Here is a 16084-nt window from a genome sequence, read left to right as displayed (position 1 = left end):
TGGTGCCGCTAATACTGATGGTCCTTTGGAGACTCCAGCAATTTTGACTCGAGGCAGGTCCAGATCATCAAAGTTGCGGAAGATTCACTATCCGACCGTTGTTCACACTCCGTTCCGAAGCGTCCTCCCATCGACTCAGATAGTATTTCTGCCTCGGCAAACGCTGGCGGAAACTCTCACCGGTCCATCAAGTTCGCAAAGAGCTTCCTCTAACTTTGATTTTCTATGGTACTGGAGATACCGTCACGCCATTGTGCTTCAACACCATGACTTCGACAAAAACGTTCTTATCCAACTTGGGATTGCGACCCAAATAGCACAGTATTTCCACCAGTGAAACTCTTCCCAAAAGAGCCTTCCAATTCGACCGATCCATATTTGTGTATGTGTTGTGCAGATTGGACGTTAAAACGTCCGCGAAATCTGTGGATCGGCCACGGCATTCACCAATTCTCAGCGGGGGAAGTCAGGAACGTAGGAATTGTACGGTGACGGGTATTCGATCCGCCTGATTGTCCGGCATTTTGCGAATCGGAATGTGCAAACGGTTGGATGTTCCGTTAAATTATTTGCCTGCCAATTCGTTGCTCAACTCAATTCGCAGGGTCGGATTTGATGGCGAAACAAAATTCGCGGACTCAAATTGAATATACGCCACACACGTTCTTGGATACGGTCCGGAAACACAAGATCCTCCCGGCTGCCGACGTAACGCAGATCGAACAGCAAATTTTGCCGAATGTCGCCAACGCGACCGATTTGGCCCGCAGTTTGGTTCAACGTCAGCAACTCACCGAATTTCAGTGCAAACTCATATTGCGAGGGAAAGCGAAGTCGCTACGTGTGGGCGGGTACGTCGTGCAAAGCCGGATCGGTGCCGGTGGCATGGGCGAGGTTTTCAAGGCTCACCACCACCGTCTCAAACGGCAAGCGGCAATCAAGGTGTTACCGCATACGGCGGTCAAGGATGAAGAAGCGGTCCAGCGGTTTCATCGCGAGGCCGAGGCCGCCGCACAGTTGACGCACCCGAACATCGTGCTCACTTATGATGCCGACGAAACCCGGGGCATTCATTATCTCGTCATGGAATACGTCGACGGCGTGGACCTGTCGGCGTTGGTGAAGCAAACCGGACCGATGCAATTGGAGAAAGCTGTCGGTTGCATTCATCAGGCGGCTCGTGGGTTGGAATATGCCCACTCACAGGGCATCGTGCATCGGGACATTAAACCGCACAATCTACTGTTGGATACCAATGGCACCATCAAGATTCTCGATATGGGGCTGGCCCGCGTCGAGAACGCCGAGAATGACGAACTCACCGCAACCGGGCGCGTGATGGGAACGATCGATTTCATGTCGCCCGAGCAAGCTGCCGACACGAAATCCGCAGATGCCCGGTCCGATATTTACGCGCTCGGCTGCACTTTGTTTTATCTGCTCAGCGGTCAATCGATTTATCCTGCCGACACAATTTACGCCAAGATTTTCGCTCATAAACAGCACCCGATTCCACCGCTAACCGATGCCGCTCCATCCGCACCGCAGAGTCTGGACGATGTCTACCAAAAGATGGTCGCCAAGAACCCGGAAGATCGCTATCAATCGATGACTGAAGTCTTAGCCGCTCTTGAGAATTGCCAGCTCTTGAACGCGGACTCAACGATGCCATCATTCGATACGCAAATGCGCGAGATGGCGACTTTCGACACCAAGACTCCGGAAACGATCGCCTGGGAACACCCCAACAATTCGGGAGCGACGATTCCCAGCTCCAACGCGATGCACGAAACCATCGACACCGCGGTCCTGCCCAGCAGCGAACCCGCTAGCCGTAAGAGCAGATGGCTGGGAATCGCAGCCCTGGCATGCGTGATGACACTCGTCGCCGGAATTGTGATCAACCTCGAAACGCCTGCCGGCACCGTTATCTTGCAGGTGGACGATCCGAATGCGGTCGGCGCGTTCGTCACAATTGATGGCGAGAAGAAAGTCACCATCAAGACCGCGGACAACCCCGTGCCAATTCAAGTTACCGCAGACGAAAAAAGACGCACCCTCAAAGTCACCAAAGACGGCTTTGAGGCCTTCACCAAAGAATTCACCGTCAAGTCCGGCGACCAACAGACACTTCGTGTTCGACTAGAGCCGATCGCCAACGCAACGACTCCAGCAGTCACGACCGCTCCACCAACTCTCTCTCCTGAGCTACAGAGGTTTTCTGACGCGGTATCGAAGCTTCCACCGGAGGAACAAGTCAAAAGGGTGGTGCAGAAACTACAGGAACTCAACCCGCAATACGACGGGAAGCACTCTTATCATATCGAAGAGGGAAAAGTCACAGAGCTGTCTTTCAAGACCCTCGAGGTCGCTGATATCAGTCCCGTGCGAAGTCTGCGACACTTAAAACGTTTGCGATGCACCGGACTCAAAGATTCGAAGGGAAAACTTGCCGATCTGTCTCCATTGACTGGGATGGAATTGGAGTATCTGATCCTCAAATGCAACGAATTAGATGACCTGTCCCCACTAGCGGGTATGCCACTCAGAGAACTCGCAATTCCATTTACAGATGTTGCAGATCTTTCTCCACTCAACGGCATGCCACTTACACATTTGGACCTATGGAGGTCGAATGTTTCGGAACTAGCTCCACTTGAAGCCATGCCACTGACATGGCTTTCCTTGAACACGACCAACGTCTCTGACATTAGCCCACTCAAGGGGATGCCACTCATTTATCTGGACCTGGGGTTAACCAATGTATCTGACCTGACTCCTCTTCGGCAAATGCCACTCAAGACGGTCCTCATTGAGCCAATCCCCGCCGCGGATCTTTCTCTTCTCCGAGAACTACCTTTGGAAACACTCAAGGTGAAGATCGGGCTGTTCGACCAAACTCGTCAGGATCTTGTCCGTTCCCTACCGATTATCAAGCTAAACGGGGATTGGAATAACGAAACCCCCGTTGATGAATTCTGGAGGGAATTCGATGCCGATCGGGCGGCTGCCGAGTCGTTCGCCTTGACGACTACCAAGCTGCCTGCCCAGGAACAAATTGCCGCGGTCGCCGCCAAACTCAAGGAGCTGAACCCAGACCAAGCCATCGAATTCAAATACCTTCTTGAAGATGAAAGGGTCACCGACGTGACCTTGAGTCATGCAAAGAACATCACACCTTTGCGGGCCTTCTCCCATCTCAAATCGTTGACCTTTGTCGACGGGCCTCACTGGCTCGATTTGTCTCCCATCAACTCCCTGCCGATTGAAGAACTCAATTGCAAAGAAACCACTGCATGGCAACAACATTTCATTCTTCGGGAAATAAAATCTCTCAAGACCGTCAATGGTCTACCGGCTCGGGAGTACCTTGACTCGCTGTTAAGCCACACGCAAACCCCCGAAGATCGAGTTGCCGCGGTTGCGAAAAGACTGCAGGAACTCAATCCAGGATTCGACGGAGTTATCCATCACAAAATTGAAGGTGGCGAGGTCACGGAACTGCGTTTGCTGACGCATCATGTCGCCAACATTAGCCCATTAAGAAGTCTGACACATCTAAAGCGGATCAGCTGCACTGGGACTAGCGAACTGAAGGGAATTCTGGTCGATTTGTCCCCTCTGCTTGGGATGAAGTTGGAGAAACTTAGTCTCTCGAGCAATCGCATCACTGACCTCTCACCTCTTGAGGGAATGTCGCTTGTCGAATTGGACATATCCAGAAATAGCCAACTCGACGATCTTTCCCCATTGACTGGCATGCCGCTAGTGTACCTGAGAATGATCGAAAACAATGAGATTCACGATCTTTCCGCGCTAGAGGGAGCACCATTGAAGTTGCTACTCTGCCGTGGAGTTCCGATTCACAACCTATCGCCTCTCAAAGGTATGCCGCTGACAGAGTTGTTGCTCTGGAACACACAGGTGTCCGACTTATCTCCGCTTGCGGGTATGCGACTCACCAGGCTTAGCATCGGTGGAACACAGGTGACGGATCTCTCCGCACTAAAGGGAATGCCGCTCGCCAACTTGAATCTCTGGAAGACGAAAGTTTCAGACCTCTCGCCACTCCACGGAATGCCACTCACCTTTCTAAGCCTTGGACAAACAGATGTCAGTGACCTGACTCCTCTTAGGGATATGCCACTCGAGGAACTAGATTGTCAGAGAACAAGAGTGTCCACCCTCACACCACTCAAAGGCATGCCGCTTACGAGGTTGCATCTTGGCTACACTATGGTTTCTGATGTTTCCCTTCTTGAGGACATGCCATTAAAGAAGCTCTATCTGGGTGACACTCAAGTCAGCGACCTGACTCCACTCACGGGAATGCCGCTCAACGTACTTGAGATTTCGGGATTAGATGTTGTCGATCTCACGCCCATAGCGGACATGCCTCTCGAGTTACTTGACTGCAGAAACACCCTGGTGAAAAATTTCTCAGTACTTAGGAATTTGCCGTTGAAGTCGCTAAGGATTGATATCGGACAGTTTGATGTTCAGCGCGAGGAACTAGTTCGATCACTTCCTATTCAAGAACTAAACGGGACTTGGGATAACAAGACCCCGGTTGACGAATTCTGGAATGAATACGACGCTCGTCGCACGTCTATTGAAACCTTCGCCACAACAACAGCCAAGCGAACTGCCCAACAACAAATTACAGCCGTAGGAAACAAACTCAAGGAATTGAACGCCGATCAAATTGGCGATTTGAAACCGGCCATCGAAGGTGACGCAGTCGTTGATCTTACGCTATATCTAAATAGTGAATCTGAGGACATCACTCCATTGCGGGCCTTCTCTCATCTAAAATCTCTGACATTGGTTGCCGCCCCAGACTACCTGGACCTCTCCCCAATTATTTCTCTCGCGATCAAAGAACTCAACTGCGACGAAGACTTGGCACGGCGACAAGCATTCATACTACAGGACTTCAAGTCCCTCAAGACCATCAATGGCCAACCAGCGCAGGCTTACTTAAAGTCACTGTTCAAGACAGGCTCGGAAGCGTCTACGACCCGATAGACCAAACTACGTCGGCCAGCTGGCAACGGCCGCCCTCCGACGGTGCGATGCGAGTGCCGTGGCTAGCACCAACTGTTAGCTCTGGGGATCTCTAAACGTTCTGCTGTGGCTGAGCGTCAAATAAGGTACAATGAAATCTGAATTCGTACTCTGGACAGAGCAGTCGACTCGGAATGCTAGTCGCCAGCGTCCTACAAGACGGTCGGGTAGCCCCATTCGTCCCAAGTGAGGGTGTCGGCCGCTTCGAACTGCATCGTTTCGAATGTAATGAGGGCGTCCTCCAGTAATTCGATTGCGGATTCGTCTCTTTCGAAGGACTGAAACGCCACCGCTGGCCGCCCTTCGTCGTTTGGTTGTGCTGCGTTTGATCGATGACGAGGATTTTATTGTTGGCCAATGGACACTCTTGACGAACGTGGATTCGTCTGAGGTCTCCGCCCAGACAGTGGCGCTTTGGTACTAAAGGCGCTGGCAAATCGTGTCGTTCTACAAGCTGTTCAAAAGCCACGCTTACCGGAATTGCTGGTGCCCGGTGAGCTGTTGTTGGCTCTTGAGTTGTGCTCGCGCTGGGGCATGATCATGCTGGGGTTGTGGTCTGCATGGGGTGGTGCTTCTGTCGGATCTTGTCGTATGCGATGACGGGCGATCCGCTGGGCGTGACCATACTTTGACTCAGCCTGGAAACTTGGATTGAAGCAGGACGATCGGAATGAGTTTAGATTGTGTGTGTGCGAGGATTTCGTTTTGGGTTTGTCTGATGGCGAGCCTTCTGTGCCATCGAGAAATCGTGGCTGCGAAGCGTCCCAATGTCCTATTGATTTTGACGGACGACCAGGGTTACGGTGATCTCAGTATTCACGGGAATCCGTACTTGAAGACACCGGCAATCGATCAGTTGGGGCGGGACGGTGTTCGTTTTGAACGATTCTATGTGAACTCGTTTTGTGCACCGACACGGGGGGCGTTGTTGACTGGACGGTATCCGCTTCGTTGCGGTGTCTGGGGAGTGACCCACAACAAGGAAACGATGCGGCTGAGTGAAGTCACGATTGCTGAGGCTCTACAGTCAAATGGGTATCGGACGGGGTGTTTCGGCAAATGGCACAACGGCGAACAATTCCCGTATACGCCGAATGGTCAGGGATTCGACGAGTTCTTCGGCTTCTGTAACGGACATACCAATGCGTATTTTGACGCCGAACTGACGCACCAATCGAAGGATGTAAAGACGAAGGGCTACATTACCGACGTTCTCACGACGCAGGCGATTCGCTTCATCGAACAAACGGACGACCAACCGTTCTTCTGCTACCTCTCTTACAATGCTCCGCATTCGCCTTATCAAATCCCAGATGAATACTACGAAAAGTTTCGACAGAAAGGGTTCGATGAGAAAACGTCGGCGTTTTATGGGATGTGTGAAAACATCGACGACAACGTGGGGCGTTTGCTCGAAGTTTTGAACGCAAACCGGATCGCAGATGACACCATTGTGCTCTTTCTAACCGACAATGGCGGGACGGCGGGCGTCAAACATTATAATGCGGGAATGCGTGGCGGCAAAACGAGCGTGCACGAAGGTGGATGTCGCGTGCCGTTGTTCGTGCGGTGGCCGAAACGGTTGCCGGCTTCAAGTGTGGTGTCTCGGTTGGCGTCTCATATCGACATCTATCCGACGTTGCTCGAACTCTGCGATGTCAATCCGCCCGATGGCCCGAAGATTGATGGCGTGAGTTTGGTTCCGCTTCTGAAGAATGCCGATGCCGACTGGAATGAGCGGGTGTTGTTTACTCACAACCCAATTTCCGAATCGAATCGGTATCCAGGTGCAGTGAGAACACCACAATATCGGTTGGTCCGCACGATCCCGGGTCCCCAAGGCGGTTCGAGTGCGAAGCCGAAAGATCGGAACGCGTCGGCCTGGAAATTGTTCGACATGCAGCAGGATCCCGGCGAGAAACACAACATCGCCAGTCAGCATCCGCAAGTTGTGAGAGAACTCAGTGAGCAATACGAAGCCTGGATCGACGACACATCACGGACCCCGTTGGAGCGATTCGCGATTCCCGTAGGCTTCCCCCAGGAAAACCCGGTTACGCTCAATGCTCCGCAAGCGTATCACGACGGGCCCATGAAGTTTGATCATGGACCGGGGTTCGCGCACGATTGGCTTACCAATTGGACTGACGAGGACGCCAAAGTTTGGTTCGACATCGATGTGCAACACGCCGGGACGTACGAAGTCGAAATTCTCTACGGGTGTCCGAAGTCGGAGGCCGGTTCGACAGTCCAAGTCCAGATCGGTGATGCATCCCTGACCGGTCCCCTGCCCGCTGCGGAAGCGCCGGTTCAGCCACTCCCCAACCGAGATGAGCGAAGCCGACAACGTTACGTCAATCGGGATTGGGGGCGATTTCGAATCGGCCACCTTGCTGTGCCAGCCGGTCGGCAACGGTTAGAGTTGACCGCTCAGAAAATTGCCGGCGAGCGGTTCATGGACTTTAAAGGAGTCATGCTGAAGCGTCTCGATTCGTCGAATTAAAACGAGCGGTGAAGGACGAAATCGGTCAACGATTCCAGGATTCGCCGGGCGGGAGAGTCCGGCAGGATCGACAACCGCGAGTTCGCCGCCAAGATCAACTCTTCCGCACGTTGACTGGTGTAGCTCAAGGCATCGGAGGCCTCGAGGTACGGCAGGAGTTTCTCACCCGTGTTTTCGTCGGGGGTTGCGATGAGTTCGCGGATGGTGGTGGCATCGTCCGGAGGTGCGGTGGCGAGTAGTCGAATGACTGGCAGTGTCAATTTCTGCTTGAGCAAATCGGAGCCGAGCGTTTTGCCGGTGCGGTCTTCGTCGCCTGTCAGATCGAGCAAGTCATCTGCAATCTGGAACGCCAAGCCCAGTGATCGTCCGTAGTCTGACAAGGCTTCGATAATTTCGTCGCCAGCACCGGCGTACATCGCACCAAGTTGTCCGCACAGGGCACACAATTCGGCCGTTTTGCCATCGATGATTTCAAAGTACCGTTCTTCGGTGAGATCGATGTTGCCACGTTCGGAAATTTGGGTCAGTTCACCCTCGCACACGACGTTCGTCGCACGACCGATCAGACGGCATGCAGTCGTCGAATCCAGACTCGCCGCCAAGTGGAATGCGTGGGTGAAGAGGTAGTCGCCGAACAACACACTTGTTTCGTTGTTCCAGCGTGCGTTCACTGTTGCGACGTGTCGTCGCGTGTCGGCTTCGTCGAGAATGTCATCGTGAACCAGTGTGGCCGTGTGAATCATTTCCACGACCGCCGCCAGAACATGGTGGTCCTTCCGGATTCCTCCACTGGCGGCCGCCGAAAGCAATAGTAAGATCGGACGCAGACGCTTGCCTTGGAACTGGAGGGCATGCCCGAAAATATCGCGGACGCAGGTTCGGCGACTGCGCAGTTCGTCGCGGAAGATGCGGTCGGCTTCCTCCAACGATCCGCCCAGGAATTCGTGGATGCGGGCAAGCAAATTCTGTCCGGAAACTTGAGGATTCATAGGCCAACCGCCTGAGAACGTTGTGAACGCCAAGCCATAGTGTGAAACATTAAATTGAAGGGCGTTTGATCGCCGTTTGGGAACGAGGTGGTTCAGTCGTTGACTGCGGGAGTTTCACGTTTGAAGTCTCCACTTTTACCACCCCGTTTTTCGAGCAACTGAATCGGTCCGATGGTCATTTCACGATCCACTGCCTTACACATGTCGTAAATCGTCAGGGCCGCGACGCTGGCGGATGTGAGCGCTTCCATCTCCACTCCAGTGCGGGCGCTAATTTTTGTTGTCGAGACGATCTGAACTGTTCGCTCGTCAAGGACTTCAAAGTCGATCGTGACGGAATCGAGACCGAGTGGATGACACAACGGAATCAGATCGGCCGTCCGCTTGCTGGCCATGATACCTGCCAATCGAGCGACTTCGAAGACGTCTCCTTTGGCAAACTTCCGGTCGAGAATCAGTTGTAAAGTCTCGGGCCGCATCGACATGCGAGCTTCAGCGACGGCCGTTCGCGTGGTGATCGGCTTTTCACCGACATCAACCATACGGCTGGCTCCGCGTTCGTCAAAATGGGTCAACTCGGCCATGGAACCACAAGTGGTTTGCGTTTAAGGAAAAACGTCTTCACATTCGCCGCTGCACTATAGTCCGCCCACTTTCGACCGACAACCCCGCCCAATACCGCGAAGACGGCTTCTTGGAGAGCTTGCAGCCCGTACCGGTAGAAATGTCACAATCTGAATGATTTCGAGGGCTGGCAAATGAAACCGAAGTCTGCGACGATCTCGAAAGAACCGTATTGCCTGATCGTTTATTGCCTCCATTTGACAGGGTTGTCGGGATGATTGTCGTACTGCATCCGGGGCGTTCCGAGGAAGAAATTCAGCGGGTTGCTTCGCGAGTTGAAAGCTTGGGCCTTAAAGCTCACGTGATCGTTGGGACGGAACGCACCGTTGTGGCGGCGGTTGGGTCTCAGCGTCGTGATGACGATCGGGAAGCGTTAGAACGCTTGGACGAGGTCGATAAAGTGGTGCCAATTCTGGCGCCGTACAAGGTTGCCAGCCGGGAGACGAAGCCGGAACCGTCTGTGGTTCAGGTTCGGGATTTGGTGTTCGGTGGTGGACATATTGGCGTGGTCGCGGGACCGTGTTCGGTGGAGAGCGAAGAGCAGATCATCGAAACGGCTCATCGTGTCAAAGCAGCCGGAGCGACGGGGCTGCGCGGCGGTGCGTTCAAACCACGAACAAGCCCCTACGCATTCCAAGGGCTTAAGGAAGAAGGGTTGAAACTTCTCGCTGCCGCTCGTGACGAAACCGGTTTGGCTGTCGTGACCGAGGTCATGACGCCTGAACACGTCGAGTTGGTGGGAAAATATGCGGATGTGCTGCAAATTGGTGCGCGGAACATGCAGAATTATCATCTGCTGCAAGCGGTCGGCGAGACGAAAACGCCGGTGCTGCTCAAGCGGGGACCGTCGGCAACGATGGATGAATTCCTGTTGGCTGCGGAGTACGTGTTGGATCAGGGCAATCAGCAAGTGGTGCTCTGCGAACGCGGTGTGCGGACGTTCGAGTCTCACACTCGGTTCACGCTTCCGTTGGCGACCGTGCCGTACCTGCAAGAGCGGACACACTTGCCCATCGTGATCGACCCCAGCCACGGGACCGGAATTGCGTCGTTGGTTCCGTCGATGTGCCGAGCGGCTGTCGCTGTCGGTTGCGATGGATTGTTGCTGGAAGTCCATCCGAATCCGGCGGAAGCCGTCAGCGATGCCGCCCAAACGATTTCCCCCGACACATTTGCCACGATTATGGACGAATGTCGCAAAATTGCTGGCGTTCTCGGGCGAACCGTTGATGGACAGGCTTGAAGTTCCCCAATCTTAGGGGGTAAACTCGAGATGTGCGTTGTCGGTCGTCTTCAATTCGCTCGCCGGCCACCCGCCTACCCCTGTCCCACCATTTTCCAATAGGAGTGTTGCTGATGACCAATCGCAGCCGTCGTGAGTTTCTCGAAAACTCCATGTTTGCAACCGCCGCCGCCGTCGCCGCTGGTGCATCCACTCAAACCGCTTTCGCCAAAGACGAGCAATCAGACAGCCCGAATGAATTGCTGCGTGTCGCGGTCGTCGGAGTCCGAGGACGTGGTCGATCCCACTTAGGAGCATTTTCCGGTCGCAAAGACACCGAAGTTGCGATCATTTGCGACGCTGACGAAGCCGTTGGTCAAGCTCAAGTCGAAGCAATCCACAAGAAGACCGGCAAAAAGCCGAAGTATGTCAAAGACATGCGGGAAGCCTACGACGACAAGAGCATTGATATCGTCAGCATCGCGACCCCAAACCACTGGCATGCCTTGGCAACGATTTGGGCCGTTCAAGCCGGGAAAGACGTGTACGTCGAAAAACCCGTGAGCCACAACGTGAGCGAAGGCCGTCGGATGGTGCAAGCCGCCCGCAAGTACGACAAGATCGTGCAAACGGGAACCCAATGCCGTTCCACCAAAGCTACAAACGAAGCCGTCGACTACGTGCAATCCGGGCAAATCGGCGATTGCAACTTCGCTCGCGGTCTGTGCTACAAGCCGCGTGGTCCCATCGGACCGGCTGGCAAATACGATGTTCCTGGTAGCGTCGACTACGATTTGTGGACGGGACCGGCCGCTCTGCAACCGTTGACCCGACCGAAACTGCACTACGATTGGCACTGGGTCTGGAATACCGGCAACGGCGACTTGGGCAACCAAGGCATCCACCAAATGGACATCTGCCGATGGGGTATCGGTGCCACTTCCGTTGGCAAACGCGTGATGGGTTTCGGCGGACGCTTCGGCTATGAAGACGCCGGTGAAACCGCCAACACCGAAGTCACGTTCCACGATTATGGCGACAAGAAGGTCATCTTCGAAGTCCGTGGTTTGAAGACCGGTGCCGAACGCGGTGCGAAGATCGGTGTGATCTTCTACGGTAGCAACGGCTATGTTGTGATGACCAGCTACAATGGTGGTGCCGCCTTCGACTTGGATGGCAACGTCGTCAAGAAGTTCAGCGGTGGCGATGATCACTTCGGCAACTTCGTGAAAGCCGTCCGCAGCCGCAAAGTCAGCGATCTAAACGCCGACATCGAAGAAGGCCACTACTCCTCCGCGATGTGCCACCTCGGCAATATCTCGATGCGAATGGGCGAAATGGTCACCGCGAAGGAAGCCGAAGCTCGCTTGTCGGACGACAGCGAACTTGCGGAAACTTACGATCGGTTCTCCGCACACCTGCGTGAGAACGGTGTCGATTTGAGCCAAAACAAAATGCACTTCGGACCGATGTTGGAAATCGATCCAGAATCCGAAGAGTTCATTGGCGAGCACGCACGGGCCGCGAATCCTTGGTTGACTCGCGAATACCGTAAAGGGTTCGAAGTCCCCAGCGAAGCAAACTTGTAAGCTCGGCGATTTGGGACGAATGTTGAAATGACGAACAGAGACCCGGTTTCTTTTGGGGGCCGGGTCTTTTTCTTGAAGGAGCGAGTTGCGGATGGCGGAAGTATCGCCAGACGAGCCGACGGACCGACTGCGAGCTTGTCTCAAGCAATATTGGGGATACGATGATTTTCGCCCGCTTCAAGAGCAGGCGATGCGGTGCGTCATGGAGGATCGCGACTCCGTCGTTGTCCTGCCGACCGGCGGTGGCAAATCGCTGTGTTACCAAGTTCCGGCCCTATGCCGGGAAGGTTTGGCGGTTGTCGTTTCGCCGTTGATCTCTCTCATGAAAGATCAAGTCGATGCCCTGCGTGAGTGCGGTGTGGCGGCGGCTTGCGTCAACAGTTCACTTTCCGCGTCTGAGCGGATGGAAGTCGCCTCGGCAGTTCGGCGGGGAGAAATTCGCGTCCTGTATGTCGCACCTGAGCGGATCGTTCAGGAACGAACCAAAGACTTTCTCGAAGACTCCAACCTCAGTTTTATCGCCGTCGACGAAGCCCACTGCATCAGCGAATGGGGTCACGACTTTCGACCGGAATACCGCGAACTCAAGGGACTCCGCGAACGGTTTCCCGATGTCGCATTTCATGCCTACACCGCCACTGCGACCGAACGTGTCCGCTCCGATATCGCCGAAAACTTGGGCCTCAAAGATCACGAACTTCTGGTGGGTTCGTTCGATCGGTCCAATTTGTTTTATCGAGTAGAGCGACGACGCAATCGGCTGTTACAGATTCAAAAAGTTCTCGATCGGCATCAGGGAGAATCAGGAATCATTTATTGCATCAGTCGTCGCGATGTGGACGAACTGAGCGAGACGCTGAACGATCTTGGTTATAAAACCCTTCCCTATCATGCCGGGATGGATGCGGAGGAACGCCAGAAGAACCAAGAGGCATTCATTCAAGATCGCACGGAAACGATCGTCGCAACCGTCGCGTTTGGCATGGGAATCGACAAACCGAACGTGCGGTACGTGATTCACGCGGGGATGCCGAAGGCTCTGGAGAACTATCAACAGGAAGCCGGTCGCGCCGGTCGCGATGGGCTTGAAGCTGAGTGTTGTCTGTTTTACTCCGGTAGTGATGCCCAATTGTGGCGGCGGATTCTAAATGAGGAGTCCGCGGGCAACATTGACGCGGCGATGGCCTCGCTCGAAGCGTTGGATCAATTTTGCACGGGTGTCTCTTGTCGACATCGTTCGTTGGTCACGTACTTTGGACAGGACTGGCCCGACGAACCGTGCAACGCCTGCGACGTGTGCGTGGGTGATCTTGATTTGCTCGATAATCCGCTTGAGACGGCTCAGAAAATCGTCTCTGGAGTTGTCCGGTTGGATCAGCGGTTTGGCGGTGATTACGTCAGCTTGCACCTGACCGGTTCGCGGGACAAACGCATTCTCGAAAACCGGCACGATCAGCCCAGCACTTACGGCATTTTGCAGCAGCACGATCGGCGTGCGGTTCGCGATTGGCTTGAACAATTGGTCTCGCAAGGATATCTCGAAAAAGTTGGTGAGTATCGCGTCATCCACGTGACTGCGAAGGGACGGGAATTGCTACGCGGGGCGGCATCACCGCGATTGCTGCAATCGCGAAAACGGAAATCAACAGCCGAAGCGTCGGCGGAAGTTCGACGAGAGAGTTGGGACGGTGTCGATCGCGGTTTGTTCGAGCGATTGCGGGAACTTCGGAAAGAACTCGCCGATGAACGCGGCGTGCCGGCTTACATTGTGTTCGGTGATGCAACGCTACGGGAATTGGCTCGACAGAAGCCGACGTCGATCGAGGAAATTCAAGAGGTCAAAGGTGTGGGCGAGAAAAAACTTCGGGACTACGGCGATGTTTTTACTCAACACATTCAAGCGTATCTCAAGAACGACACCGATCCGAACCGGACGGCAAAAGCTGGTGTCTCCAAGAACACAGGGCGGAAGATTTCATCGGCCTCACGCCGGGCTTGGCAGTTCTTTCGTGATGGCATGACGTTGGCCGAAGTGGCCGAGACGACCGGACGGGCCAGCAGTACGGTCACTGGCTATCTCTGTGACTTCTTGCAATCCGAGGCCCGGACAGATCCGCTTCCGTGGGTCGATGCCGACACGTTCGAACGGGTTCGCACAAAGGCGACGGAACTGCAAACGGATTCGTCGAAACAGTTGTTTGAAGCACTTGGCGAAACTGTTTCCTACGACGAGATCCGCATCTCCCTGACATGCGTTGCCAACGAATTGGAATCATGTTCTCAGTAGCGATGGTTCAAGGCAATGGTTGAGGGCGGACCGGCATCGTCCACCGCGAGGCTCTCTGTGAAGGGCTCAATCTTCCCTGTCTTGGCTACTGCTCGACAAGGAGTCGATCGATGAGTGAAGAAAATCTGGAATCACTGGAGCCGATCGAAGACGTCATCGATGCCGTTCCGCGTTGCAACGTGTGTGGTCGCGAACTGGAGTTCGGTACGGGCGAATCGCGGCCTGGGCTGATGATGCGTTGCGCTTCCCGCAACTGTGGCGTGGTGTTGGAGCAGCAGGTCGACGGCGACTTTTGCACCCGCACCTTTCAGTTTGCCAAGACGGATCATCCAGCGGCCGAGCGGAACGTCACGAACCACTATTCGCTACTCGTGCTGCCATTCTTGCTCGACGACGCCGACCGTAAGCAACCGTTTGCGGCCATCGACAAGTCTGCGCGTTGGCAACGACGAGAATTCTCGCCGACCGTAAAAACCGATGTGGATCGGACGGAATATTTTCTGCCCTACATTCGACGTTTTCTCTTTCCGAGCTTGTTCAGTTCGGCACAGGACGCCTCGGAGTTGCAGACGTGTCGGCACTACGAATTCCCGCTAGAATTGCTCGGTGGCAGCAGTGATGGCATGCGTTATCAGGCAGATTGCCGGGACACATTCAAAGACCTTAGACAGACCTTTCCGCTGAACTTGGACCGAATCGAGTTGACGGTTTTCAGTTATCGCGTCGGATTTTTGATCCTGAGATTCCGCTGCGATGACGAGGAAGCCACGTTCTTCGATCAGATGCGGTTGGCGCACGTCTTGCGATTCATCCGGAAGCCCCACGACGAATTCACGCTGCCGTTGTTATCGCCACGACCGACGGTGGAAGGATTCTCGTCTGCATCGACCACGTACGATATGCCACGTTTAGTTTCGTGGCTACTGGATGAGTTCCGACGCGATACTCGTCCTTCCGCGAATACCCCAACCGATCAACCCATCGGTGGACCGTCATTGCACAGTCGCTTGCCAGTTCGGTTGGTGTACGATGATCGGCTGCTGGTGTACACGTTTAGTTGTCTCGACAAGGAATCGTGTTTGGACGATCCGGACACCAATCGCACGCTGCTCGCTCGGCATGTCGTGGTGCGATTCGATGACGAGACGCAAGCGACCGGTCGCGCTCGCACGCCGGATCGGCCCGGTGACGATTGGCGACGCAAACGATGGGAAAGCTACTCGAAAGACGGTGGTTGCCTCGTGGTTTTCGACACCGACGAGTATCATCGGACGGCCATCGGCGGGTACTGGGAAACCTATTACTTCGATGTGTTCTTACTCGCGGCGTTGCAGCGAGTGACGTTGCTGTCGTTGTTCGAACGCATGGCGGACATCCGTAGTTTGACAGGCAGTTCTCACGAGTCCCGCGTACAACTCCGGAACATTCGGTACGACTTGTTGGTGTTCAAGAACCAATGTTGTTTCAGCCAGATCACCAACCGCGAACGCGGTTTGACTCTGTGGCGAAAATGGCAGAATGTGTTCGAGACGGAATCTCTCCTACGTGAAGTGAACGAGCAGTCTGAGCAGCTCGATGGCTTCCTAGAGATTCGGTCACGCGACAAGAACGAGCGTCTTCTAAGATTGGCGGGGGTTGTCACGACCATTACTCCGGCAATCTTTGGCCTGGAAGTTGTATTTGGAGAGGAACCGTGGTTGGCGGGCGTGAAATGGGCGTTGTTGATTGCCCTGTTCTTTGGTGTCGGCTTGTCCGCCTTGATTATTTTGAATCGTGAACGACGTGAAATGTAGGTCGAAAGAG

9 protein-coding genes are annotated in these 16084 nt (G+C 54.3%); 6 read left to right on the top strand and 3 right to left on the bottom strand.

Annotated features, from left to right (window positions below):
* Positions 1 to 615 precede the first annotated feature (615 nt).
* On the top strand, positions 616 to 5028 hold the full coding sequence (locus G6R38_RS01595) for a protein kinase domain-containing protein (RefSeq protein ID WP_166819939.1): 4413 nt from the start codon (positions 616 to 618) through the stop codon (positions 5026 to 5028).
* A 191-nt stretch (positions 5029 to 5219) separates the two neighbouring features.
* Here the strand turns inward: G6R38_RS01595 and G6R38_RS01590 are convergent, their stop codons facing one another.
* On the bottom strand, positions 5220 to 5357 hold the full coding sequence (locus tag G6R38_RS01590) for a hypothetical protein (protein WP_166819938.1): 138 nt from the start codon (positions 5355 to 5357) through the stop codon (positions 5220 to 5222).
* Positions 5358 to 5785: 428 nt separating this feature from the next.
* Here G6R38_RS01590 and G6R38_RS01585 point away from each other — a divergent pair, with 428 nt between their 5' ends.
* On the top strand, positions 5786 to 7570 hold the full coding sequence (locus tag G6R38_RS01585) for an arylsulfatase (RefSeq protein WP_166819937.1): 1785 nt from the start codon (positions 5786 to 5788) through the stop codon (positions 7568 to 7570).
* On the opposite strand, the gene G6R38_RS01580 is transcribed toward G6R38_RS01585, so the two are convergent.
* Positions 7567 to 8559 (bottom strand): polyprenyl synthetase family protein, encoded by a 993-nt coding sequence (locus G6R38_RS01580; protein WP_166819936.1) that lies wholly within the window; start codon positions 8557 to 8559, stop codon positions 7567 to 7569. The genes G6R38_RS01585 and G6R38_RS01580 overlap by 4 nt on opposite strands.
* Positions 8560 to 8651: 92 nt before the next feature.
* On the bottom strand, positions 8652 to 9143 hold the full coding sequence (moaC, locus tag G6R38_RS01575) for a cyclic pyranopterin monophosphate synthase MoaC (protein WP_166819935.1): 492 nt from the start codon (positions 9141 to 9143) through the stop codon (positions 8652 to 8654).
* 254 nt (positions 9144 to 9397) lie between these two features.
* Here moaC and aroF point away from each other — a divergent pair, with 254 nt between their 5' ends.
* The 4 genes from aroF to G6R38_RS01555 all read left to right on the top strand — a co-directional run bounded on the left by aroF (position 9398) and on the right by G6R38_RS01555 (position 16074).
* Positions 9398 to 10426 (top strand): 3-deoxy-7-phosphoheptulonate synthase, encoded by a 1029-nt coding sequence (gene aroF / locus G6R38_RS01570; RefSeq protein ID WP_166819934.1) that lies wholly within the window; start codon positions 9398 to 9400, stop codon positions 10424 to 10426.
* 113 nt (positions 10427 to 10539) lie between these two features.
* Positions 10540 to 11994, top strand: coding sequence for a Gfo/Idh/MocA family protein (locus tag G6R38_RS01565; protein ID WP_166819933.1), 1455 nt, complete (start codon positions 10540 to 10542; stop codon positions 11992 to 11994).
* Positions 11995 to 12085: 91 nt separating this feature from the next.
* Entirely contained in the window at positions 12086 to 14281 is a 2196-nt protein-coding gene (gene recQ, locus G6R38_RS01560; RefSeq protein ID WP_166819932.1) for a DNA helicase RecQ, read from the top strand.
* A gap of 110 nt (positions 14282 to 14391) precedes the next feature.
* Positions 14392 to 16074 carry a hypothetical protein gene (locus G6R38_RS01555; RefSeq protein WP_166819931.1) on the top strand — a complete coding sequence of 561 codons (1683 nt, stop codon included), beginning with the start codon at positions 14392 to 14394 and terminating at the stop codon, positions 16072 to 16074.
* The last annotated feature ends 10 nt before the right edge of the window (positions 16075 to 16084 follow it).

Source organism: Thalassoroseus pseudoceratinae, from assembly GCF_011634775.1.
Lineage (GTDB): Bacteria > Planctomycetota > Planctomycetia > Planctomycetales > Planctomycetaceae > Thalassoroseus > Thalassoroseus pseudoceratinae.
The sequence above is the reverse complement of the archived record's forward strand: the minus strand, read 5'-3'. Positions and strand labels throughout refer to the sequence as shown.